This is a genomic window from Streptomyces sp. NPDC051452 (assembly GCF_044454765.1).
In the GTDB taxonomy this organism is placed as follows: Bacteria; Actinomycetota; Actinomycetes; order Streptomycetales; family Streptomycetaceae; genus Streptomyces.
In genome coordinates this window covers 204,678-226,276 of record NZ_JBITEB010000003.1, presented here as the reverse complement: position 1 = coordinate 226,276, position 21,599 = coordinate 204,678, and the positions used below count along the sequence as shown (strand labels likewise).

Below are 21,599 nucleotides of genomic sequence, written 5' to 3'. Positions count from 1 at the left end.
CGCGCCCGTCGGCATCTCAGGCCACCCCCAGCCACTTAGCCGTCGCCTGGGAGCGGGTGGTGGTGTGGAGCTTGGCGAAGATCCGGTTGATGTGGTTCTTGACCGTCTTCTCGCTGATGAAGCAGACGGCGGCGATCTGCTGGTTGCTCATGCCGGACGCGATGAGGTCCATGATCTCCGCCTCCCTCGTACTCAGCCGGAACCGCGAGCGGAAAGACTCTCCCACAGATGATTGCAGTTGCGAAAGAGTGGGGGAGGCAAAATCCCTTAAGCGGCCCGAAGATTGGGATACGGCGTGTGCAGGTGCACTTGCCCGAAGCTCCGTCAGTAACGCCTCGGCCGCACCCGGCGTCACATGCGGACGCCCCTCGTGTACGTCCCGCACCGCCCGCACCAGCTGCTCCGTCGTGAACTCGCCGTGCACCAGGTATCCCCCCGCTCCCCGCCGCAGCGCCTCCCGCACCGTCTCCGCCTCGTGGCTGTACGTCAGCATCATGACCGGGGCCAGCCGCACCAGGTGCGGCAATGCCGAGATTCCGTCCACGCCGGGCATGCGGACGTCGAGCAGGATGACGTCGGGCCGGTGCCGGAGCGCCGCCTCGCAGGCCTCGCGGCCGTCCGTGGCCTCCGCCACCACCGTGGTGTCGGACCGCCCCGACAGCAGTGCGGTCAGGCCCGCGCGGACCACGGGGTTGTCGTCGGCGACCAGCAGCCGCAGGGGCGGGGCGGAGTCCGGCGGCCGGGCGGGATGCGTGTGGGGCGGCATCAGGGCCCCCTCTCGGGCGTTGTGGGCAGGGGGAGTTCCAGACGCACCTCCGTCCCGCGGGCGTGGCCACCGCGGCCTACCCGGATACGGGCGCCCGACCGCGCCGCTCGTTCGACCATGCCGAGCAGGCCGAAGTGGCCGCGCAGACGCAGCTGGTCGAGGGTGGTGCCGGGCGGGAGACCGGTGCCGTCGTCGTGGATCGTGAGCCGGAGCAGGCCCCCGTCGAGCGTGACCGTCACCTCGACGTGGTTCGCGGACGCGTGGCGGTGGGCGTTCTCCAGCGCCTCCGCGGCGATGGCCAGGAGGTGGCGGGTCAGCGGTACGGGAAGCGTGGGCAGGGTGGCCGGGTCGGGGCAGCGGAAGGAGACCGGCAGGCCCGTGCGCTCGGTGAACGTGGTCACCACAGAGCGCAGTTGGTGCCACACCGGTGTCTCCTCCGGTGTGCCGGGGTGCTCCCGTCGCAGGTCCGTCAGCAGTTCCCGGGACTCCGCCGCCGCCCTGCGCGCCGAGCGGGCCACCAGTTCCGCCTGCTGCCGCGTGCGCACCGGGTCGGGCACGTCGGCCGAGGCGGTCGCCGCCAGGCCGTCCGCCGCCAGGGCCACGCCGTACAGGGTCTTGGCCACGGAGTCGTGCATCTCGCGGGCCAGCCTGGCGCGTTCCGCGCTCACCGCCTCCGTCGCCGCGAGGCGCGCCTGGGCCGCCGTCAGGGCCTGGGTGGCGGCGCCGAAGCGGAGCAGAAGATTGCGCAGGGTCGAGCCCATGGCACCGGCGATGACGCACAGGCCGGGCAGGAGCAGGGCCTCGGCGACCGGTGCGTGCCGGTCGGCCTTCAGGACGGCGTGGACGAGGAGCAGGATCAGCGACTGAAGGGAGGCGAAGCAGGCCGCGCCGCGCCAGCTGTAGACGAGACCGGCCAGCAGCGGGGTGCAGACGCTGACGTAGGCGAGCGTGGTGTCGGGGCCCGCCGAGACCAGCAGGAGCGAACCGAGCGCGGTGTCGGCCGCCAGGAGGCTGGGGTGGCGCAGGAGCAGGGGGCCGAAGCGTTCCCAGTCGCGGAAGAGGACGTAGGACACCATGAAGGTGGCGACCACGGCCGCGCCGACCAGGCGGACGCCCAGCCCGGGAGCGGCGTTGAGCAGCGCGGCGGGGGCGGCCACGGCGATCATGGCGAGCCGGAAGCCGAAGACCTGGCGGCACATCGCCTGCAGCGCGCGGACCTGGATCCTCTCGGAGGGCTCGGGTCCGGCCCGGCAGACCAGGCGGTCCGACTCGGGCGGCCCGGCGACGTGCGCCGAAACCGGCTCGGGTTCCGGCGCCGAAACCGGCTCGGTCTCCGGCGCCGGAACCGGCTCCGGCGCCGACCGCGCCTCTCCCGCCCCCTTCGACAGGCGCCCCGCCCGGTCGGCCACCGTCCGCAGCCGCCCCCTGATCCGGGCGCCCGCACGGCGTTCGCCGTGCCCCCCGCGTCCCACCACCCCCGGCATCCGCGTCACACCCGTCACCGTCACGTCCGCCTCATCCCCCCGTGAGCGAGCCGAAGTCCACGCCGGAGCCCAGGATCAGGCCCGCGCCGAGGAGGAGCATCGTCGCCGGGACCATGAAGGTGGTGATCATCAGCGTGGCCTTGGGCACCGCGCGGGCTGCCTTGCGGCGGGCGTTCTGGGCGTCGGTGCGGCGCATGTCCTTGGCCAGGGAGACCAGGGTCTCCACGATGGGGGCGCCCAGCTCCTCGCCCTGCTGCAAGGCGGTGACGAACATGGCGACCTGCTCGGAGTCGTTGCGCCGGCGCAGTTCGACGAAGGCCTGGCGGCGGCTCACGCCGAGGTCCATCTGGCGGAGGGTGATGCGCAGTTCGTCGGCCCAGGGACCCTCGTAGTGGGAGGCGACCCGGTCCAGGGCCTGGCGGAAGCCGAGGCCCGAGCTGACCACCACCGCGAGCACGTCCAGGAAGTCGGGCAGCGTGCGCTCGATGACGTCCTTGCGGACGCGGATCGCCGACCAGATGCCGACCTCGGTCCAGAACGCGCCGAACAGCAGCAGGAGCAGGGCCACGAACCACTGGCCGCGCAGCAGGAAGACCAGACAGCCCACGCCGCCCAGCGCGCCGTAGACCGCGCGCCGGGCCGCGTAACGGTCGATGGTCAGGCCGCCGGGGTTGCCGGCGAGGTCGATCCTGCGGCGGTACTTGGCGACCAGCCGCGGGCCCATCAGACGCAGGACGGCCGGGGCGTAGCGCATGCCCAGGCGGTCGACGACCGAGCCGACGGCGCCGGTGCGCGTGGCGCCGACCTCGAGCGCCACGGCGAGATCGCCGGGGAGTTTGGCGTCCGCGCGGTACATGCGGATGCCGGCGAAGACGCCCCAGACGCCGGCGCCCATCAGCAGTGCGAGCAGGAATCCGAGTGGCATACGGGTCAGCGCCCCCTCACACGTCGATCCGGCTCATGCGCCGGATGAGGACGAAGCCGACGGCGTACAGGGCGAACGCGATGATCACGCAGGCCTGGCCGGCCGGTGAACCGGTCATGCGCGCCAGGGCGCCGTCCTTCACGCCGTTCATCAGGAACAGGGCGCCGATCCCGAGGACGGGGACGGCGTACGACGTCATGGTCACCTGGGAGAGCTGGGTGCGGATCTCGCGCCGGGTCTCCTTGCGCTCCTCCAGCGTCTCGGTCAGGTTCCGCAGCGCGGACACCACCTGGCCGCCCGCCCGGTTGGACAGCACGAGGGTGGTCACCAGGACGACCAGCTCGCGGGAGGGGAGGCGGTCGGCGAGTTCACCGAGCGCGTCGTCCAGGGAGTGGCCGATGGCCAGCTGGTCGGCGACCTTGCCGAGTTCCTCGCCCGCCGGGGCCTCCAGCTCCTCCGCCGCCATGCCGATCGCGGTGCGCAGGGCGAGTCCGGCCTGGGTGGCGTTGGCCAGGATGCGGGCCAGTTCGGGGAGTTGCCCGATGAAGCGCTCGATGCGTTTCTGGCGCTGCCAGTTGAGGAACTGCAGGGCCGCCCAGATGCCGATGAGTCCCGCCAGGGGGCCGAAGAAGGGGGCGAGGGTGGCCTGGCCGAGGAGCCAGAGCGCGGCGACCACGGCGAGCATGTAGACGAGGAACTCGCCCGGGGTGACGTCCAGTCCGGTGGCCGCCAGCCGCAGTTCGAGCCAGCGGCCGAAGCCGGTACGGCGCAGCCGCCGGTCCAGGTCGCCGAAGCGGCGCCGGCGGCCGGTCGCCGGGGGCGATCCGGTGAGTGCGAGGCGGTCGACGAGGGCGGCGCGCCGGGCCCGGCCCAAGGCGTAGGCGTGCGCGCCGGCCACCGCCAGGACGCAGGTCAGCAACGCCACCGCGGTGGTGAGCTGGACGAGTGCGTGGAGTTCCATCAGGTGGCCTACCTACCTGGCTTCTCGGGTGGCGAGCTGGTCCGCGGAGTGGGCGACCCCGAAGGCCTGCGGGATGGGCTGGCCCGCCATGTAGAGGCGGTCTGCGGTACGGCGGGGCAGCGGGAAGTACCCGAAGGCGCCGTGCACCCGGCCGTCCGGGGTCATGGGCCGGGCGTCGAAGCGGGCCACGGTCGCCAGCCGGTACGGCTCCCCGCCGTGGCTGTCGAGCAGGGCGACCTCGGTGATCCGGCGGGCGCCGTCGGCGAACCGGGTGAGCTGGACGATGACGTCGACGGCACTGTTGATCTGGTCGTGCAAGGCCACGAAGGGCACCTCGACGTTGGACATCGAGGCGAGGGTCTGCAGCCGGGTCAGGGCGTCCTCGGCACTGTTGGCGTGCACGGTGGCCAGGGAGCCGTCGTGGCCGGTGGACATCGCCTGGAGCATGTCGAGGGACTCGCCGCCGCGGACCTCGCCGACCACGATCCGGTCGGGCCGCATCCGCAGCGAGTTGCGGACCAGGTCGCGAATGGTGACCTGGCCGTTGCCCTCCACGTTGGGCGGGCGGGACTCCAGGCGGACCACGTGCGTCTGCTGGAGCTGGAGTTCGGCCGAGTCCTCGATGGTGATGATGCGCTCGTGGGAGGGGATCAGCCCGGACAGGGCGTTCAGCAGGGTCGTCTTGCCGGTGCCGGTCGCACCGGAGACGATGATGTTGAACTTGGCCTGCACCAGGCCGGCCAGCAGATACACCATGTGCTCGTCGAGCGAGCCGAACGCGATCAGCTCCTGGAGTGTGAAGGAGCGCGGGAAGCGGCGGATGGTGAGGATGGGGCCGGTCAGGGACAGGGGCGGGATGATGACGTTGACCCGCTCGCCGGAGGGGAGGCGGGCGTCGACCATCGGGTTGGACTCGTCGACGCGGCGGTTCACCGTGGAGACGATCCGCTCGATGGTCTGCATCAGCTGGTCGGTGGAGACGAAGCGCAGCGGCAACTGCTCGACCCGGCCGCCGCGTTCGACGAAGATCGCGTCGGGGCCGTTCACCATGATCTCGGTGACGGAGGCGTCCTCCAGGAGCGGTTCGAGGATGCCGAGGCCGAGCGCCTCGTCCACGACCCGGCGGATCAGCTGCGCGCGCTCCACCGTCGACAGCACCGGGCCCTCGCGGCTGATGATGTGCCCGAGGACCCGTTCCAGCCGGGCCCGGCGCTCGGCGGCGGCCAGCGAGCTCATCTCCGCGAGGTCGATCTCCTGGAGCAGCTTGGCCCGGTAGGAGGCGACCAGGTGTCCGTCCTCGCCCCGGCTGCCGTGCTCCTCCGGGGTGTTGATCCGTGCCCGCAGGCTCATGGTGCGCTGCTCCTCGCTCGGTGGTCGCGCGGCATGGTGGCGGACTTGGTGGCTTCGCCGAAGTTCCAGAGGATCTTGGGGATGGTGACGCGGGCGGTGACGGTGACCGAGTCGGCGTCGCCTCCGGTGCGGCTGCACTCCACGTGCAGTGCGCCGCTGACGGCCTGCGCGCACGCCTGTGTCGCGCTCTGCCCGAGCGACTGTGCCCGCGCCCCCGCCCGGGCCGCCGTACCGGCCTGCTCGGCGGCGTAGGCGGCGGCTCCGATCTGGATGCCGGCCAAGGCCACGATCAGCAGGATCGGGACGAACCCGAGGTACTCGATGGCCACTTGGCCTCGGTCGCGCCGCTCTCGTCCGTACGGCATCAGTGCTTCGCCTCCTCGACGGCGCCGGCGTGGCCGGTCACCTCGGCCGGGAAGTCGATCAGGCCGGGGAAGAGGACGGGAACGTGCAACTTCACCCTCGCCGTCACCAAGCCCGTGCCGCCGCACGACACCGAGGCGCCACCCCGCCATGCCGCGGACAGGTGCCTCAGCCCCGCCTCCGCGCAGGCGGCCTGGCGCGCGCCTCCCGGGGGTGCCGCCGTTCCGGCCCGCACCGCCTCGTCGGCGGCGTTCCCGGCCAGCGTGAAGGTGTACCCCACCAGCACGGCCTGCCACACGAGCACCAACGTCAGGAGGATCACCGGTGTCATCCCGAGCAACTCGATGCTGACCTGTCCCCGATCACGATCCGGCCGTCTCATCGCACGCTCACTCCTTCCGCCGGCGGAAGCCGACCGCCGGTCGGCTTCCGCCCCGGTGCGTGCCCTCGGCGGCGTTCACCAGCCCCAGTTCGGCGGCGAGCGCCCACAGGGCCTGCTTCACGGTGCTCTTGCCGTCCAGTTCGTGGATGCGTCCCGCGTCGACCACCCCTTGCAGCTCCTTGAAGTTGGCGGGGACCGCGGTGCGCGCGACGGCCGTGCCGGTGATGCGCTGCACCAGGGCGGGCTGGATCTCCGTGTGCCGGGTGTGCCGGTTGACGACGACGGTCGTCTCCTCGGCCTTGCGGATCTGGAGCCGGTCCCACATCCGCACGGTCCGCTTGGCGGCGCGTACGGCGATGACGTCCGGGGTGGTGACGAGCAGGGCCGTGTCGGCCATCTCGACGGCCGCGGCGCCCGCCCCGCCGAGCTGCGAGCCGCAGTCGACGACGACGACCTCGTAGCGGGAGCGCAGGGCGCTGACGATCTGCCGGGCCGCTCGGTCGGTGACCTCCTCGCCGCGTTCGCCCTCGGCGGGCGCGAGAAGCAGGGCGAGCCCGGTGTCGTGGCGGAAGACGGCGTCGGCGAGGACGCGGGGCGAGATGTCGGTGATCGTCGCGAGGTCCACCACGGACCGGCGGAACTGGATGTCCAGGTAGGAGGCGATGTCACCGGTCTGCAGGTCGAGGTCGACCAGGGCGGTGGCGCGACCGGAGGCCTGCGCGGCGAGGGCCAGCTGGACGGCGGTCAGGGTGGCGCCGGTGCCGCCCTTGGCGCCGCTGACCGTGACGACCGTACCGCCGGCTCCGCTGAACACGTCGGCGCCGTGGCCGAGGTGCCGTCGGACCCCGGTGGACCACTGGGCGACGGCCTGGACGCGGCCGGCGAGTTCCTCGTACGACAGCGGCAGCGCGACCAGGCCGCGGGCGCCGGAGTCCATAGCGGCGGCGAACAGTCCGGGACCGGCGTCGGTGGTGACGAGGATGACGCCGACGGCCGGGAAGCGCAGGGCGACCTCGCGGATCAGGTCCAGGGCCGGGACCGGGCCGATGCGTTCATGGACGACGACGACTTCCGGTAGTTCGTCGATGGACTCCGCGGCGAGCCGGGCGAGGGTGTCGACCAGTTGGGTGGAGTCGGTCGCCGGTGGCTGTGGTTCGGCGTCGGGGAGCTGGCTGAGCAGGGTGACCAGGGAGCGGACGGCGTCCGGGTCCGCACCGGCCGGGAGGATCCTGGTGGGCATGCGGGGCGCCTCTCACTTGTCCGTCGCGAGTTCGTAGGTGCGGTCCTTGTCGGGGACGCCGGTCCCGCCGCCGGGTGCCACCAGTGCGAGCCGGACGCGCTGGGCGAAGGACTCGGCGTAGGTGATGCGCTGGGCGTCGAGGGTGGAGAGCGCGAAGGTGATGGGGACGGCCTCGCTGGGCTGTTGCTGCCGGTCCTTGTCGCTGTTGGGGTCGAGGGCGGTGATCTGGCCGACGTCGAGGACACGGGCGTTGGTGACGATGATCTTCGACTGGTCGGGGTCGCTCTCCTTCCGGCCGGCGAAGGTGGCGTAGACGTTGACGCGCGAGCCCGGCGTGATCTTCCCGGCCACGCCCGTGGCCGCGTCGATCATGATGGCGACCTCCTGCTGTCCGGGCTGGAGGGCGGGCTGGTCGACGACCATGTCCCGCTGGAGCAGGGAGCCGGCCTGGAGGGTGGTCACGGCGATCTTGCCCTGGATCTGGCGGAGGTCGGTGACGGCATTGTCGGATAGCCACCGCCTGGGCATCCGGATCTTCTCGAACTGTCCGGTACTCAGCGCGGTGTACGGCTCGACCCTGGACTTCACCCGGTAGGCGGTGACCTCGGGGCCGACCTTGGAGTTCACGTCACGGATGACGGAGAGCACGCCGGCGAACGCGCCGAGAGCGCACAGGGCCGACAGGATCAGGAGTATCACGCCGCGGCGCTGACGGGAGTTCATGAACCGTGCAACCTCATTGGGGGACTCGGTCGAGCGGGATGTGAGTGTCGGGCGTGCGGGTCGGGCGCGTGGGCCGGTCAGACGGGGGCGCGCTGGTCCAGGGCGCGTGGCGCGGGTGGTTCATGGGCGGGCGGTGGGGTGGCCGAGCAGAAGACGCAGCGGTCGCCGATGACGTCGAGGCCGCACCAGTGGCAGGTGCTCTGCCGGACGGAGGTGACGAGCTGGTAGAGCACGGAGAGGTCGGCCAGGTAGCCGCAGAACTCGATCATCCGGCCGGTCCCCCACCACACCGGGGACTCGGCGGGCAGCGGGGTCTCGCGCAGTCCGTGCGCGTTCCACCGCGTGCCGAGGCCCGCGGCCCACTCGCTCTGCAGCTGCCCCTTGGCGACGAGCATCCAGGTGCCGAACTCCGGGCCTTTCAGTGTGGCGTCGGGTCCGACGCGCACGAGCTGCGGCTCGGGGTGGGCGAGGACGGCGAACTGGCTGCCGAGCACCCAGGACTTGGCGTGTGCCTTGAGTCCGACCGGGACGCGGTCCAGCCTGGCCACGGAGCCGAGGACGGCGCCGGCGTGCAGGTAGTGGGTGAGCAGGCGCCCGGCGGAGGCCAGCACGCCCGGGCTCAGGTCGCAGGAGGCCAGCTGGCGCAGCTGCCGGGCGAGGACGGCGACGCCGAGCGGCGGCAGTTCGGGCCGGAAGAAGGCGATGCGGTCGCTCTCCAGCAGCGAGCGCAGGGTGTGCAGCCGTCGCAGGACCGGTTCCGGGGTGGCCGTCGAGCAGACGACGACCAGGTATCCGTACTGCTCCAGGCAGGTGTGGAGTTCGGTCAGGACCTGGTCGAGCGGCCGTTGGTCGAGGTCGCGCAGGACGACGGCGGGCATGGTCCGTTCGTCCTGCGCCGGCAGCGCCATGTCGGCGCTGGTCACGGCGATGGCAGTTGGCACGCGCAGCTCCCCGCTCTTCACACCCGCCGGCCCGTCGGGGTGACTCCGACGTGCCAGAACGACTTCATTGCGTGACTACCTGAGCACTGTATCCACGGCCGTCTGGCCGGAGAACAGCGTTTGTGAAGCTCGCGGGGATCTCTCTTGCCGCAACTCACGGCAAATGCGGACAGGTTGCTCCGTCCGTCCGGGTGGGGACGCGGTCGCGGGTACGGACCATTTTGGTCTGGACCTCTTGACACCCCGATTGGTCTGGACCAACTTGTAGAGCCGACGGTGGCCACCGTTCCGCACTCCCTCCCCGCCGAACTCCCCACCGGAGGCTCCAGTGGACCGCGCACCAGGCATACCCAGATCCCGCAGACCCCGGCTCGCGGCGTGGTCCGCCGCCACCGCCCTCGCCCTCTCGGTCACCGGCCTCGTCGCCGCCTCGCCCGCCTCCGCGGCGGACGTCAACAACGTGAGGAACGCGGGCTTCGAGTCGGGCCTGACGAACTGGACCTGTACGTCCGGCAGCGGGACGACGGTCTCCTCGCCGGTCCACGGCGGCTCCGCCGCCCTGAAGGCGACCCCGGCCGGCCAGGACAACGCCCAGTGCACCCAGCCGGTGGCGGTCAAGCCCAACTCCACCTACACGCTGAGCGCGTGGGTCCAGGGCGGCTACTCCTACCTGGGCGTGACGGGCACGGGCACGACCGACGTCTCGACGTGGACTCCGGACACGGCGGCGTGGAAGCAGCTGTCGACGACCTTCACCACGGGCGCCTCCACCACCTCCGTCACGCTCTACACCCACGGCTGGTACGGCCAGGCGGCCTACTACGCCGACGACGTCTCGCTGTACGGCCCCGACGGCGGCGGGGGCGGCGACCCGGCCCCGACCGTCCCGGCCGCCCCGTCCGGTCTCGCGGTCTCCGGCACGACCGCCTCCTCGGTCTCCCTCACCTGGTCCACCGTGTCGGGCGCGACGGGCTACAACGTCTATCGCGACGGCACGAAGGTGACGGCGGTGACGGGCACGTCCGCGACGGTGAGCGGCCTGTCCGCCGCCACGTCGTACTCCTTCCAGGTCACGGCGACCAACGCGGCGGGCGAGTCGGCGAAGTCGGCGACGGTCACCGGGACCACGTCCACCACCGGCGGCGGGGGCGGAGGCACACTCCCCAAGCACGCCGTCACGGGCTACTGGCAGAACTTCAACAACGGCGCCACGGTGCAGAAGCTGTCCGACGTGCCCGCCGCCTACGACATCATCGCGGTCGCCTTCGCGGACGCGGCCCCGACACCGGGCGCGGTGACGTTCAACCTGGACTCGGCCGGCCTCGGCGGCTACACGGTCGACCAGTTCAAGGCGGACATCAAGGCCAAGCAGGCTGCGGGCAAGAAGGTCATCGTCTCGATCGGCGGCCAGAACGGCACGGTGTCGATCAGCGACTCGGCGTCGGCGGCCAACTTCGCCAACTCGGTGTACTCACTGATGCAGACGTACGGCTTCGACGGGGTCGACATCGACCTGGAGAACGGCCTCAACGCCACCTACATGACCCAGGCGCTGCGCTCGCTCTCCGCGAAGGCGGGCTCGTCCCTGATCATCACCATGGCCCCCCAGACGATCGACATGCAGTCGACGTCGAACTCCTACTTCCAGACGGCCCTGAACGTCAAGGACATCCTCACCGTCGTCAACATGCAGTACTACAACAGCGGTTCGATGCTGGGCTGTGACGGCAAGGTCTACAGCCAGGGTTCGGTGGACTTCCTCACCGCCCTCGCCTGCATCCAGCTCCAGGGCGGCCTCTCCCCCTCCCAGGTGGGCCTCGGCCTCCCCGCCTCCACCAGCGGCGCGGGCAGCGGGTACGTGTCCCCCACGGTCGTCAACAACGCCCTCGACTGCCTGGCCAAGGGCACGGGCTGCGGCACCTTCAAGCCGTCCAAGACCTACCCCGACCTGCGGGGCGCGATGACCTGGTCCACCAACTGGGACGCCTCCTCGGGCAACGCCTGGTCGAACGCGGTGGGAGCCCACGTGCACGCGCTGCCGTAGCGCGAGCAACCCACGACACGAGCGCCCGGGCCATCGCCGGCCCGGGCGCTTCGTCCTGCGAGCCGATGGATGAGTGAGAGGGCGGTGAGACCTGTACGCGGTTAAGTCCGCGTTCAGGTTCCGTGCATGTCGACCGACCGATACTCCCCAGGGTCCGGATTTCCCACTGCGTCCGGATCGAGTTCTCGGGAGTCCCGAAAGGCCGTTCATGTTCATGCCCCACAGCCAGCCGACCCAGGAGCGAGGCGCCGAGCCCGCGCCGGTGCGCGCCATCTCCGCCCTGCTGAACCGGCCCCGCGGCGGCGGGTCGGCGCCACCCGCGCCCCACCCGGGTACGCCGCGGCCGACGTACGAGCTCCCGGTGTTGCTGGGCATCGTGGCGGTGGCCGCCGTGCTCACCCTGTGGGACCTGGACGACAGCTCGTTCCACGCGTTCTACGCGGCCGGCGTGCGCAGCATGACCGACGATCCGGTCGCCTTCTTCTACGGATCCTTCGACCCGGGCAACACGATCACGATCGACAAGCTGCCCGGCTACCTGTGGCCGCAGGCCCTGTCGGCGCTGGTCTTCGGCTTTCGTCCATGGGCGCTGGTGCTGCCGCAGGCGATCGAAGGCATGGCCTGCGTGGTCCTGCTCCATCGACTGGTACGCCGCTGGGCGGGCGTGCCGGCCGGTCTGCTGGCGGCGGGCTTTTTGACCCTCACTCCCGTGTTCGTCGGCCTTGGGCGGTCCGTCACGGAGGACTCGCCGTTCACCCTTCTGCTGCTTCTGGCCGCCGCGGCCACCCAGCGGGCGACCGAGCGGGGCCAGGGCCGCCGGCTGCTGCTCGCGGGGGTATGGGTGGGCGCGGCCTTCCAGTGCAAAATGCTGGAGGCCTGGGCGGTGCTGCCCGCGCTCGCTGTGACCTACCTCGTCGCCGCGCCCACGGCGCTGCGCCGTCGGCTCCTGGACGTCGCGCTGGCCGGTGCGGTGGCCTTCGGCGTGTCGCTGTCGTGGATGGCGGTGGCCACGCTGGCCCCGGCCTCCGAGCGCCCTTACCTCGACGGCACCACGGACAACTCGGCGTACGGTCTGGTCGTCGGCTACAACTTCCTGACCCGCTTCCATGGCCTCGACGCGGCCGCCGCCGGCAGCGTCACCCCCAACGAGAGCTTGCGGACGGCCGGCACCGGGCCCGGCCTGGGCGACAGCGTCTGGAAGATGTTCAGCCCCGGGATCGCCACACAGACAGGATGGCTGTACCCGCTGGCCGCGCTCGGGATCGCGGGCGGCGCATGGGCGCTGTGGCGGCGGCGCGCGGCCCGCACGGACCGAGTGCTGGCAGGCCATGTGCTGTGGGGGTCGTGGCTGGTCACGTTCTTCCTGGTGTTCAGCTTCGGCAGCGTGACCGGACACACCTATTACATGGGTGTCGTCGCCGTGGCGCTGGCCGCGATGGGCGGCGCCGGGGCCGTACAGGCCTGGCGGGCGTGCCGCAGGGGCGGTCGACGGGCCTGGGTGCTGCCCGGCGTGATCGCCGTGAACCTCGCCTGGTGCGTGGCCCTGACGCTGTGGTACCCGCGCTTCCTCCCCTGGTCCGTCCCCACCGCCGCGGCCCTCGGCCTGGTCGCCCTGGTGCTGTCCCGCATCCGCCGACGGCCGCGCCTCGTCACGGCCGGCCTGGCCGCCGGGCTCGCCGCGGTCCTGCTCATCCCGGCCGCCTGGTCGGCGTCGGCGCTGTCCCTGCGCTACAACCAGCCCGGCTCACTGGGCCGAGTGGGCCCCACCAACCTTCCGGTGGGCAACCCGTCCGCGAAGCTCGGCCCGACCCGGGAACGCCTGCTGGCCTACCTGACCGCGCACCGAGGCGGCGCCGAGTACCTGGCCGCAGTACCCGGCTGGTGGGAGGCCGCGCCCTACATCATCTCCGCCGACGCGCATGTGCTGCCCATGGGCGGCTTCACCGGCCGGGTCCCGTATCCGACGTCCGGTGGCTTCCGCGAGCTCATAGACACCGGCCGGCTGCGCTACGTCGTCCTGAAGCGTGCCGAGGCGAACAGCAGCCTGCGCCAGGCGGTCACCTCCACTGCCGTGATCGTGCGCTGGACCGTCGGCCACTGCACGGTCGTGCCCTCGACGGCCTACGGCTCCGGCGACCATGCGGAGGCGCTGTACGACTGCGGCCCGGGCCACGAGAGGGGCCCGGGCAGCAGCACATGAGGGCTCACCGGCGGTGGCTCCTTCAGCCCTTCGACGGGCTCAGTCCTCGTCCTGGGCGCGCCGATAGAGCTTGGCGATGTCGTCGTCGAAGTATGCGGCGTAGGAGACATCGTCCTGGTCACCGCCGCCCTCGTAGCCGCCCAGGACGCCGATGACGGTGCCGGTGTGGCTCTTGGGGTCGTAGTCGGCGAGCCAGGGGCTGCCGCTGGTCCCGTCCTCGAGGTGGGTGCACTGGATCCGCAGCTGGGTGTCGCTGAACTTCGTGGTGCGGTTCTGGCATGAGAGGGGGGTGTCGCGGCTGGTGGGGTAGCCGGTGATCTTGACCTTGTTGTCGAAGCCGCGGTTGATGCCGAGAGAGTTGCCGCCCAGGAAGTCCTGAATGTTCTTGCCGTCCTTCTGGTCCAGGATGAGGAAGGCGACGTCGAGGTCCTCGTCCTGCGACGTGGCCCAGCGGTCGTCGACGACCACCTTGCCGACCTTCCACAGGCCGGTGGGTTCGTCGCCGTTGCGGTAGCCGGGGGCGAAGACCAAGTCGTTCAGCGGCTGTCCGGAGTCGGCGTCGAAGGCGCAGTGGGCCGCGGTGATCAGCATGTTCCGGCCCGGACTCCGCACCACGCTCGCCGTGCAGAAGTGGGCGCCGTGGTCGTCCTTCTCGAAGACCGCGCCGATCCGGGCGTTCCCCTCGGTCCTGCGGGGGGTGTACGCGATGCCGTCCTTGGCCGGGGCCGTAGCGGGGTGGTCCTGGTCCTGATCCCGCTGGGACTGGCCCGGCTCGCCGGACTTGCCGAAGCCGCCGCGCCCGCTGCTTCCGGCCGCATGGGTCTCCCTCGCGGCGTCGCCCATCACCGCGGCTGCCCCGACGATGACCAGCGTCAGCGGCAGGATGGCATTCCTGGCTAGCGAGCGCACAAGGTCATTATCGACGCGGGCCGGGAGTTCGGGAGGTGCTGACCGGGAGGCTCCCGTCACAATCCCCCGCCCGGATCGGTCGTCGGCGCCAGAGGAGTGATCTGCCGTCCGGCCTGAACGCCTGGCGTTCGAGCGCCTGTAGGGCCGTTCGCGGCCGGCCACACCACCCGTTCGGGGGCGTCAGGCACCGGTGGCTCAGTGCGCGACCAGCCGCTCGCTCATCCACTGCAGCATCGGCGGGATCTCCCGCTTCCAGGTGTTGAAGTTGTGCCCGCCGTTCGGAAGGATGATCGACGAAATTCTGGTCACGTTTGTGCCCTGGACACCCTTTATGAACTTGAGCGTGTCCTTGTAGTTGTGCTCACCGACCCTGCTGCTGGTGACGAGCAGCGACGTCTCGGGGGCGGCCAGATGCTTGAGCGCCCAGAAGAGGTCGGCACGGTGCTGCAGGTTCTTGTCGCCGTGGAAGAGGTCACCGGTGGTGGGGTCGATCAGCGCCCGGTAGTACGGCGACAGGCCCGCGGCGGCCGCGTACGAACCCGGGTGGTGCATGGCGATCTTGAGTGCGCAGTAGCCGCCGGTCGAGTCGCCGGCGATGCCCCAACTGGCGGGCGTCTTGTCGACCCGGTAGCGGGCCATCACCGAATCGCGCAGATCCTTGGCGAAGAACGTCTCGGCGTGCGGGCCGCCGGGAACGTCGACGCACTCGGTGTCCCGCGGCGGCGCCACGGTCGGACGGAGCATCACCAGGATCATCGGCTGCATCTTCCCGCTTTTGGCCAGCTGCTGAACTGTGGTCGGGTAGTGCAGCTTGTCCACCAGCGCCTGGGCCGTGCCCGGGTAACCCGTGAGGACGACGGACACCGGGAACTTGCGCGCGTGATTCTGCGGCTGGAAGTACTCCGGGGGTAGGTATACGAACGCCGGCGCGGCGAGATGGGTCGTACGGCCGATGATGTCGACCTTCTGGACCTGCCCAGCCAGCTGCGGCAGCGCGCTGCTCGCACCGATGACAGGGGAGGTGGAGAGCACTTGGACGGGGCTGCCGCCGCCCTCTGCCAGGTGGTCGACGACTACTCCCTGGACGGTCTCCTGGCCGAACAGGTCGGACCAGCTGGCGTAGAAGCCGAACGCCTGGTTGGTCGCGAGTCCCACCGTGGCGAGGGCCGCCACCTGGGTGGCGAGCAGCAGCCCGAAACGTCCGCTGACGGCCCGCCAGTTCCGCCGGGCCAGGCGCGGCCACAGCCATACCGTGCCAAGGCACAGTACGGCGGCGAGGACGATCGCCAGCATCAGCACTTTGTTGCTTGTGAGAGCCATGGGCTGTTACCTGCCTGCGCTTTCTGCCCGGCGCCGCCCGCACTTGGTTGCGAGGGCTTGCTCGGGGCCTTCCTTGGCCTTGACCCGAGGGACGCAATGTCGCCGGATGTTCGATCGGGCCCGGATCGGGGGTCTTCTCGCACAAGTACGAGATGCGGTGTCTGTCAGATAGACGAGCAAATGTCGGGCGAGGTTCCGACCCGATTCAGCCGGCCGCGGCGTATGCCGCGCGGCCCGCGCCCCGATGCCGAAAGAGTGCAACGGCTATGAAGCACACTGATTTCCTGTCGGTTCAGTGTCCGGCCGGCGGCTGGATGTAGTCCTCCAGGCGGGCCACCGCGAAGCCCTGTTCCCGGATGCGCTTGAGCAGATTCGCGAACATCTCCGTCATGGTGGCGCCCTTGAGCTCCGCAGGGCCGCGGAAGTGGGCGAGGATGATGTCGCCGGGACGCAGCTTCTTGCCGGGCTCCTGGTACTGCATATTGCGTATCTGCATGGATTCGCGCCACCAGACGATCGCTCGCGGCCCGCAATCTCCCACCGCGATCTTGGTGTTGTTGTCGTACGCCCCGTAGGGCGGCCGGAAGAGGAAGGGGGCGGTGCCGAACTGCTGGGTGAGAATCTTCTGGTCGCCGCACACCTCTTGCTTCTGGCGGTTCAGCGGAATGGTGTTCATCGCGGGATGGTGCAGGGTGTGGTTCTGGATGTGGTTGCCCATCGCCTGCAGCGGCTTGAAGTACCCGTAGTCCGACTTGATGGCGTCGTTCATCAGGAACATCGTGATCGGGATTTTCAGGTCCCGCATCATCTCGATGAACCTGGGGTCCTTTTCCAGTCCGTCGTCGACGGTGATGAAGACGACCTTCCGGGATGTCGGTACACGCCTGAAGACCGGGATCGGGCCGGTCGCGGACAGCTTGATGGGTTTGTCCGCGGGGGGCTCGGGAGGCGCGGGCAGTGGTGTCAGGCCCCACTTGTGCCAGGCGGCAGACTCAGCCGTGATGTGCGACGCGGTCCCGGGCGTGCCGCCGACGCCGGCGGACGCCGACGAGGTGGCCGCCGGACCGGTCGCGTTGCCACCGCTCACGCCGCAGCCGCCTACGGACACGGCCAGGAGCACGCTGACCAGCGAGGCGTAGCACCTGCCGCCTGTGTTGCGTCGCTTCACCGCTCCGGTCTCCTGACTGCAAAGCCGACCTTGACTCTGCTGGAAGGTAACCGCGGAATGAAAAGCGAAGTTCAGCGGAGGGTGAGAATATGGCCAGAGCCCACATCGCCCCGCCATGATGCGGGTCACACAGCCGGCGTCCGGCAGGAGGCGGCGGGTGCGGCGGGTGAAGGAGTCGCGCAGCCGCTCGGGAAGCACGGGACATCGCTTAGAGGTCAGCGGTCATGAGTTCCTGCAGGTCAACGCGTACGCCCCGGTGAGGGAAGACCTGCCGGTTGCTGCCGCATGCCCGGCGAGGTCCACTGGGTAGAGGGCCTCATCCGGAAAGGGGCTGTTCCATGGAACGGCAGGCAAAGGACCCCAGTGCGCGGGTGACCGCCCGCGGCCGAGCGCTCCCGACGGTGATGTCGTGACCGCCCGGGTCGAGTGCGTGGTGACGACCGGCGTCGCGGCCGGGCCGGACGCCGACACCACGCCGATGGAGAACAACGTGTGGATCGTCGGTGACGACGAGCAGGCGATGGTGGTCGACGCCGCACACGAGCCGGACGTCATCGCCACGGCGCTCGGCGACCGCCGCGTGGTGGCGATCGCATGCACCCACGCACACAGCGGACACGTCGACGCGGCGGTGGCTCTGTCGGACCGCACCGGGGCTCCCATCATGCTGCACCCGGACGACCTGGAGCTGTGGCGCCGCAGCTTTCCCAGCCGTGTCCCCGACGAGGAACTCGTCGACGGCCGGGTGATCGACGTCGCCGGAACCACTCTGACGGTACGTCACACTCCGGGCCACACGCCGGGATCGGTAAGTCTGTACGATCCGGCGCTGCGTCGCGTCTTCACCGGGGACATGCTGCTCTCGCGCGGCCCTGGAGTCATCGGGCCGGAGGACTCCGACTTCCAGGCGATGATCCACTCGATCCGCGAGCGCCTCGTCACCCTGCCTCCCGAGACGGTGGTGTGCCCGGGACACGGCGACGTCACCACCGTCGGCGAGGTGGGCGAGCGCGTGGAGGACTGGCTCCGCCGCATCACGTGAGAACAGGGTAGAAGCGGTGTCACTCGAACCGGGGAGTTCCCGTGACTTCATCCACAAGCTGACCGAGGAGCTGTGAGGCCCACCATGACCAGGCCGTGCACATGGCGGAAGTCGCCCTTCTCCGGAGGCGGTGAAGGCAATGCCTGCGTCGAAGTCGCCCACCTGGACACTCACATAGCCGTCCGTGACTCCAAATCCCCCGCCCGGGCCACCCTCACCTTCCCCACCGTCTCCTTCAGCCGCTTCGTCGAAGCCCTCAAGGAAGCAGGCCGTTGACGCCGGTGGCGAAGGCCACGATGTGCGGCACCGCAGCACGCAGGCTCCCGAAGTGGCGGTGCAGCAGCTCCGCCGCGCCGTCGAAGGCCGCATAGACACCGGACCGTACGTCCTCGTCCTCCAGCTCGTGCAGCGCCGCCAGGCACTCGCGCGGATCGCGGTCCGCGGCGACCTGTGCGAACGTCTCCGTCGGCCGCGTCCGCAGGGCCACTCGGCGGACCTCGTCCGCGTCCATCAACGTGCCGTCGACATCGAACAGGACGTATCTCGTACGGGCACGACGCATGGATCCACTGGTCGCCAGGTGATCAGGCAAGGGCGCCGGCCGGACGAGTGCCGGGCAGCCGTCGGCCGTGCCGCGGTCAGGGCGCGTACACCTGTTGCAGGCTGTGGATCGCGCCGTCGTCGCCCGTCTCGTACTTGAACACCAGGCCCGCGTCGGGGTGGGCGTCGAGCCAGTCGATCAGTTCCTGGACGCCGATGCGCTGGTTCTTGCTGCTGCTGGTGATGGGGTTGGTGGCGGTGACGTACGCGGCCTGGTCGAGGGCCCAGCGGCTGTCCTCGCCGTCGGTGAGGAATGGCCTGCCGTCGGTCTCCTTGTCGGGGCAGCCCCAGGCCCCGTGCTGGATGACCAGATTCACCTTGCCGGTGCCGGCGGGGAGTTCCTCGGCGCGGTTGACGACGATCTCGTCGGGGTCGGCGTGGTCCGGGTCCGGCGCCTTCGTGGCACAGCCGGTGACCGGGGCCGTGGTACCGGCCGGCCCGGTGGTCTTGGACGCGGGCTTCGCCGCAGGCGTTCCGGCGCCCCCCGCGCCCGAACTGCCCGCGCCCGAACTCCCCGCGCCCGGCCCCGCCGTCGCCGTGGAGCCGCCCTTGCCGCCGCCGGACGTGCCCGGCGTCGAGCCGGGCTTCGCGGAGGCGCTCGATGTGGCGTCGGCGCCGGTGGTGGAGTCGTTGCCCTGGCACGCGGTGAGCGCCGCGGCCAGTGCGACGGCCGCGCAGGCGATGACGGCAGGTCTGAGGCGGTCGGCATTCATGTGGGTCGTCCCCCCTGGTCGAGTGCGGCCCGGACGGCCGCGTCGGTGGGGACCGTAGCAACGCCCCGCCCGCACCACAGCACTGGAACGTTCCTCGTCACCGACTGCGGACATGACCGTCACCAGGCACGGATCATGTGACGCGGTCAGGGGGAGGACGGGCGGTGACCTCGGGCCGCCGGTGTGCGCGGTCGGCGAACGGTTCGCGCCAACGGCCGCCCGCGGTGTTGACCTGTTCATGCCAGCGGCTCACCATGACGCCAACCCCGCACAGCGGGCCCACAGGGAGCCCCACGAAACGGTCCCGGCGGGTCCGCACCCCGCACGTCGCAATGGAACACCCCACCTCCACCCACAAGGAGCGTTCATGCGACTTCGTATCCGCGGCTCAGGCGCGCGCGCCAACAGACGTACCGCCGCCCTCGGCGCGCTGGTGGCCCTGGCCCTCGCCGCCCCTCTCTCGGCCACCGTCGGCCAGGCCAGCGCCGACAGCGCCCGCAAGGCCGCGCCCGCCGGGGACGGCATAGGGCAGTACGAGATCCACCAGAGCACCACCCCCGTGACCCGTACGGCCATCCAGGCCGCCGGCGTCACCGTGGACGAGGCCGACGAGGAGACCGTCGTCGTGTCCGGGCGGGCGGCCCAGATCCGCGAGCTGCGGCGGCTCGGGTACGACGTCAGCCCGCTGGGTGCCGCCCCGCAGCGGCCCGGGCAGCGGCTGCGCGACTTCCCGACCTCCGACTCGAAGTACCACAACTACGCCGAGATGAACGCCGAGATCGACCAGCGGATCGCCGCCTACCCGGGCATCATGAGCAAGCGGGTGATCGGGAAGTCGTACCAGGGGCGGGACATCGTCGCGATCAAGGTCAGCGACAACGTCGGCACCGACGAGGACGAGCCCGAGGTGCTGTTCACCGCCCACCAGCACGCCCGTGAGCATCTGACCGTGGAGATGGCGCTGTATCTGCTGCGCGAGCTGGGCGCGGGATACGGCACCGACTCCCGGATCACGAACATCGTCAACAGCCGCGAGATATGGATCGTCCCGGATCTGAACCCGGACGGCGGCGAGTACGACATCGCCACCGGTTCGTACCGGTCGTGGCGGAAGAACCGGCAGCCCAACCCCGGTTCGTCGTACGTCGGGACCGATCTCAACCGGAACTGGGACTACAAGTGGGGCTGCTGCGGCGGGTCGTCGGGCTCCAAGTCGTCCGAGACCTATCGCGGGGCGTCCCCCGAGTCCGCGCCCGAGGTGAAGGTCGTCGCCGACTTCGTGCGCAGCCGGGTCGTCGGGGGCAGGCAGCAGATCAAGGCCGGGATCGACTTCCACACCTACAGCGAGCTGGTGCTGTGGCCGTTCGGGTGGACGTACGACGACACCACCACGGGGATGACCGCGGACGACGCCGCCGCGTACAAGGCCGTGGGGCAGAAGATGGCCGCCAGCAACGGGTACACGGCGGAGCAGTCCAGCGACCTGTACATCACCGACGGATCCATCGACGACTACCTGTGGGGGACGCAGAAGATCTTCGACTACACCTTCGAGATGTACCCGACGTCCGCCTGGGACGGAGGGTTCTACCCGCCCGACGAGGTGATCGAGCGGGAGACCTCCCGTAACAGGGACGCGGTGTTGCAGCTGCTGGAGAACGCCGACTGCATGTACCGGGCGATCGGCAAGGCCGCCCAGTACTGCAGCTGACGGTCAGGCCTCCTGGAAGTAGGCGTCCAGTACGGCGTCCAGCTCCGACTCCCAGTCCTCGAAGCGCGCCCTGGCCGGCGCCTCGATCTCGATCGGGTACCAGCGGCGCTCCGGGGTGTGCACGGTGATCGTGAAGCGCTTGCCGAAGCGGGGCGACTCCGTCTCGATCGCGGCGATCTCGTCCCAGCGGAATTCGCAGGACTCCTCGTCGAGGCTGAGGCGGACGCCCTTGCGGTCGGCCACTATCCTCGCGCGGCGGTCGGCGGCCTCGAAGACGGGGCCTTCGGCCGCCTCCTCGCCGTCCGCCGACTCCACCGACTCCACCGGCTCCACCGATTCCGCCGGCTCCTCCCGCTCCGCCGGCCGAGCGGCCGTCTCCGCTCCCGCGGCCGTCTCCGCTCCCGCGGCCGTCTCCGCTCCCGCGTCCCGCGCCGGAGCCGGAGTCGTGATGCCGGGGATGAAGGCCGGGTCGAAACCGGCCCCCGTCACGGGCTCGGCCTTCACGGGCGCGACCGTGACCGACTTGGCCTTCACGGACTCGGCTTTCACCGAACCGGCGTCGGCCGACCCGGTCGCGGCCGACCCGGCGTTCGCCGAACCCGCCTTCACCGGCTCCGCCTTCCGCAGCTCGGGCTGTGACGGCTCGGCCTCCGTCGGCCCAGGCTTCAACGGCTCGCCCTCGGACGGCTTGCTGTTCGATCCTATGCGCTGCTCCACGGCGGCAGTATGGACGACATTCCTGTGCCGGAACCAGTCA

General features: G+C 70.7%; 20 protein-coding genes and 1 pseudogene. 5 read left to right on the top strand and 16 right to left on the bottom strand.

Going from position 1 to position 21,599, the window contains the following annotated elements; all coding sequences use genetic code 11:
* Positions 1–16: 16 nt before the first annotated feature.
* The 10 genes from ACIBA9_RS10395 to ACIBA9_RS10350 all read right to left on the bottom strand — a co-directional run bounded on the left by ACIBA9_RS10395 (position 17) and on the right by ACIBA9_RS10350 (position 9,102).
* On the bottom strand, positions 17–766 hold the full coding sequence (locus ACIBA9_RS10395; RefSeq protein ID WP_399361573.1) for a response regulator: 750 nt from the start codon (positions 764–766) through the stop codon (positions 17–19).
* Entirely contained in the window at positions 766–1,965 is a 1,200-nt protein-coding gene (locus ACIBA9_RS10390; protein ID WP_399362096.1) for a sensor histidine kinase, read from the bottom strand. Before ACIBA9_RS10390 ends, ACIBA9_RS10395 begins: the two co-directional genes overlap by 1 nt.
* 316 nt (positions 1,966–2,281) lie before the next feature.
* Positions 2,282–3,175, bottom strand: a complete 894-nt coding sequence (locus ACIBA9_RS10385; RefSeq protein ID WP_399361571.1) for a DUF5936 domain-containing protein — start codon at positions 3,173–3,175, stop codon at positions 2,282–2,284.
* A 16-nt stretch (positions 3,176–3,191) separates the two neighbouring features.
* On the bottom strand, positions 3,192–4,136 hold the full coding sequence (locus ACIBA9_RS10380) for a type II secretion system F family protein (protein ID WP_399361569.1): 945 nt from the start codon (positions 4,134–4,136) through the stop codon (positions 3,192–3,194).
* A 12-nt stretch (positions 4,137–4,148) separates the two neighbouring features.
* Positions 4,149–5,486, bottom strand: a complete 1,338-nt coding sequence (locus tag ACIBA9_RS10375) for a CpaF family protein (protein ID WP_399361567.1) — start codon at positions 5,484–5,486, stop codon at positions 4,149–4,151.
* Positions 5,483–5,851 carry a TadE/TadG family type IV pilus assembly protein gene (locus tag ACIBA9_RS10370; RefSeq protein ID WP_399361565.1) on the bottom strand — a complete coding sequence of 123 codons (369 nt, stop codon included), beginning with the start codon at positions 5,849–5,851 and terminating at the stop codon, positions 5,483–5,485. Before ACIBA9_RS10370 ends, ACIBA9_RS10375 begins: the two co-directional genes overlap by 4 nt.
* Positions 5,851–6,231, bottom strand: coding sequence for a pilus assembly protein (locus tag ACIBA9_RS10365; protein ID WP_399361563.1), 381 nt, complete (start codon positions 6,229–6,231; stop codon positions 5,851–5,853). Before ACIBA9_RS10365 ends, ACIBA9_RS10370 begins: the two co-directional genes overlap by 1 nt.
* Positions 6,232–6,238: 7 nt before the next feature.
* Positions 6,239–7,471, bottom strand: a complete 1,233-nt coding sequence (locus ACIBA9_RS10360; protein WP_399361561.1) for a CpaE family protein — start codon at positions 7,469–7,471, stop codon at positions 6,239–6,241.
* Between the two features lie 12 nt (positions 7,472–7,483).
* Positions 7,484–8,194, bottom strand: a complete 711-nt coding sequence (gene cpaB / locus ACIBA9_RS10355) for a Flp pilus assembly protein CpaB (RefSeq protein WP_362154345.1) — start codon at positions 8,192–8,194, stop codon at positions 7,484–7,486.
* A gap of 77 nt (positions 8,195–8,271) precedes the next feature.
* Positions 8,272–9,102, bottom strand: a complete 831-nt coding sequence (locus ACIBA9_RS10350; protein ID WP_399362094.1) for a hypothetical protein — start codon at positions 9,100–9,102, stop codon at positions 8,272–8,274.
* A 361-nt stretch (positions 9,103–9,463) separates the two neighbouring features.
* On the opposite strand from ACIBA9_RS10350, the gene ACIBA9_RS10345 reads away from it, so the two are divergent.
* Both ACIBA9_RS10345 and ACIBA9_RS10340 read left to right on the top strand, forming a co-directional pair.
* Positions 9,464–11,179, top strand: coding sequence for a chitinase (locus ACIBA9_RS10345; RefSeq protein WP_399361559.1), 1,716 nt, complete (start codon positions 9,464–9,466; stop codon positions 11,177–11,179).
* Positions 11,180–11,393: 214 nt separating this feature from the next.
* Entirely contained in the window at positions 11,394–13,379 is a 1,986-nt protein-coding gene (locus tag ACIBA9_RS10340; protein WP_399361557.1) for an ArnT family glycosyltransferase, read from the top strand.
* Positions 13,380–13,418: 39 nt separating this feature from the next.
* Here ACIBA9_RS10340 and ACIBA9_RS10335 read toward each other — a convergent pair whose 3' ends face one another.
* From ACIBA9_RS10335 to ACIBA9_RS10325, 3 genes are all read right to left on the bottom strand, one after another.
* Entirely contained in the window at positions 13,419–14,288 is an 870-nt protein-coding gene (locus tag ACIBA9_RS10335) for a trypsin-like serine peptidase (protein ID WP_399361556.1), read from the bottom strand.
* A gap of 195 nt (positions 14,289–14,483) precedes the next feature.
* The gene (locus ACIBA9_RS10330; RefSeq protein WP_399361554.1) at positions 14,484–15,608 is read right to left on the bottom strand and encodes an alpha/beta hydrolase; all 1,125 of its coding nucleotides are present in this window, start codon (positions 15,606–15,608) and stop codon (positions 14,484–14,486) included.
* Between the two features lie 292 nt (positions 15,609–15,900).
* Positions 15,901–16,776, bottom strand: coding sequence for a polysaccharide deacetylase family protein (locus tag ACIBA9_RS10325; protein ID WP_399362092.1), 876 nt, complete (start codon positions 16,774–16,776; stop codon positions 15,901–15,903).
* A gap of 409 nt (positions 16,777–17,185) precedes the next feature.
* On the opposite strand from ACIBA9_RS10325, the gene ACIBA9_RS10320 reads away from it, so the two are divergent.
* Both ACIBA9_RS10320 and ACIBA9_RS10315 read left to right on the top strand, forming a co-directional pair.
* A complete protein-coding gene (locus ACIBA9_RS10320) occupies positions 17,186–17,818 on the top strand; it encodes an MBL fold metallo-hydrolase (RefSeq protein WP_399361552.1) in 633 nt (210 codons plus the stop codon).
* A gap of 84 nt (positions 17,819–17,902) precedes the next feature.
* Positions 17,903–18,094 (top strand): DUF397 domain-containing protein, encoded by a 192-nt coding sequence (locus ACIBA9_RS10315; RefSeq protein ID WP_399361550.1) that lies wholly within the window; start codon positions 17,903–17,905, stop codon positions 18,092–18,094.
* 61 nt (positions 18,095–18,155) lie between these two features.
* Here ACIBA9_RS10315 and ACIBA9_RS10310 read toward each other — a convergent pair.
* Together ACIBA9_RS10310 and ACIBA9_RS10305 are read right to left on the bottom strand one after the other, a co-directional pair.
* A pseudogene (locus tag ACIBA9_RS10310) lies at positions 18,156–18,380 on the bottom strand (phosphatase); the annotation flags it as partial.
* 76 nt (positions 18,381–18,456) lie between these two features.
* Positions 18,457–19,131 (bottom strand): hypothetical protein, encoded by a 675-nt coding sequence (locus ACIBA9_RS10305; RefSeq protein WP_399361548.1) that lies wholly within the window; start codon positions 19,129–19,131, stop codon positions 18,457–18,459.
* Positions 19,132–19,498: 367 nt separating this feature from the next.
* Here ACIBA9_RS10305 and ACIBA9_RS10300 point away from each other — a divergent pair, with 367 nt between their 5' ends.
* On the top strand, positions 19,499–20,842 hold the full coding sequence (locus ACIBA9_RS10300; RefSeq protein ID WP_399361546.1) for a M14 family metallopeptidase: 1,344 nt from the start codon (positions 19,499–19,501) through the stop codon (positions 20,840–20,842).
* A gap of 3 nt (positions 20,843–20,845) precedes the next feature.
* Here ACIBA9_RS10300 and ACIBA9_RS10295 read toward each other — a convergent pair whose 3' ends face one another.
* Positions 20,846–21,559 carry a hypothetical protein gene (locus ACIBA9_RS10295; RefSeq protein ID WP_399361544.1) on the bottom strand — a complete coding sequence of 238 codons (714 nt, stop codon included), beginning with the start codon at positions 21,557–21,559 and terminating at the stop codon, positions 20,846–20,848.
* Positions 21,560–21,599 lie beyond the last annotated feature (40 nt).

Bases quoted from the DNA above. Each gene is read 5' to 3' on its own strand.
- ACIBA9_RS10380 (WP_399361569.1), bottom strand. From the start codon at position 4,136: ATGGAACTCCACGCACTCGTCCAGCTCACCACCGCGGTGGCGTTGCTG.
- ACIBA9_RS10300 (WP_399361546.1), top strand. From the start codon at position 19,499: ATGCGACTTCGTATCCGCGGCTCAGGCGCGCGCGCCAACAGACGTACC.
- ACIBA9_RS10360 (WP_399361561.1), bottom strand. From the start codon at position 7,471: ATGCCCACCAGGATCCTCCCGGCCGGTGCGGACCCGGACGCCGTCCGC.
- ACIBA9_RS10315 (WP_399361550.1), top strand. From the start codon at position 17,903: ATGACCAGGCCGTGCACATGGCGGAAGTCGCCCTTCTCCGGAGGCGGT.
- ACIBA9_RS10390 (WP_399362096.1), bottom strand. From the start codon at position 1,965: ATGTGCCGCCAGGTCTTCGGCTTCCGGCTCGCCATGATCGCCGTGGCC.
- ACIBA9_RS10330 (WP_399361554.1), bottom strand. From the start codon at position 15,608: ATGGCTCTCACAAGCAACAAAGTGCTGATGCTGGCGATCGTCCTCGCC.
- cpaB (WP_362154345.1), bottom strand. From the start codon at position 8,194: ATGAACTCCCGTCAGCGCCGCGGCGTGATACTCCTGATCCTGTCGGCC.
- ACIBA9_RS10370 (WP_399361565.1), bottom strand. From the start codon at position 5,851: ATGCCGTACGGACGAGAGCGGCGCGACCGAGGCCAAGTGGCCATCGAG.
- ACIBA9_RS10305 (WP_399361548.1), bottom strand. From the start codon at position 19,131: ATGAATGCCGACCGCCTCAGACCTGCCGTCATCGCCTGCGCGGCCGTC.
- ACIBA9_RS10375 (WP_399361567.1), bottom strand. From the start codon at position 5,486: ATGAGCCTGCGGGCACGGATCAACACCCCGGAGGAGCACGGCAGCCGG.
- ACIBA9_RS10365 (WP_399361563.1), bottom strand. From the start codon at position 6,231: ATGAGACGGCCGGATCGTGATCGGGGACAGGTCAGCATCGAGTTGCTC.
- ACIBA9_RS10395 (WP_399361573.1), bottom strand. From the start codon at position 766: ATGCCGCCCCACACGCATCCCGCCCGGCCGCCGGACTCCGCCCCGCCC.
- ACIBA9_RS10350 (WP_399362094.1), bottom strand. From the start codon at position 9,102: ATGGCGCTGCCGGCGCAGGACGAACGGACCATGCCCGCCGTCGTCCTG.
- ACIBA9_RS10340 (WP_399361557.1), top strand. From the start codon at position 11,394: ATGCCCCACAGCCAGCCGACCCAGGAGCGAGGCGCCGAGCCCGCGCCG.
- ACIBA9_RS10385 (WP_399361571.1), bottom strand. From the start codon at position 3,175: ATGCCACTCGGATTCCTGCTCGCACTGCTGATGGGCGCCGGCGTCTGG.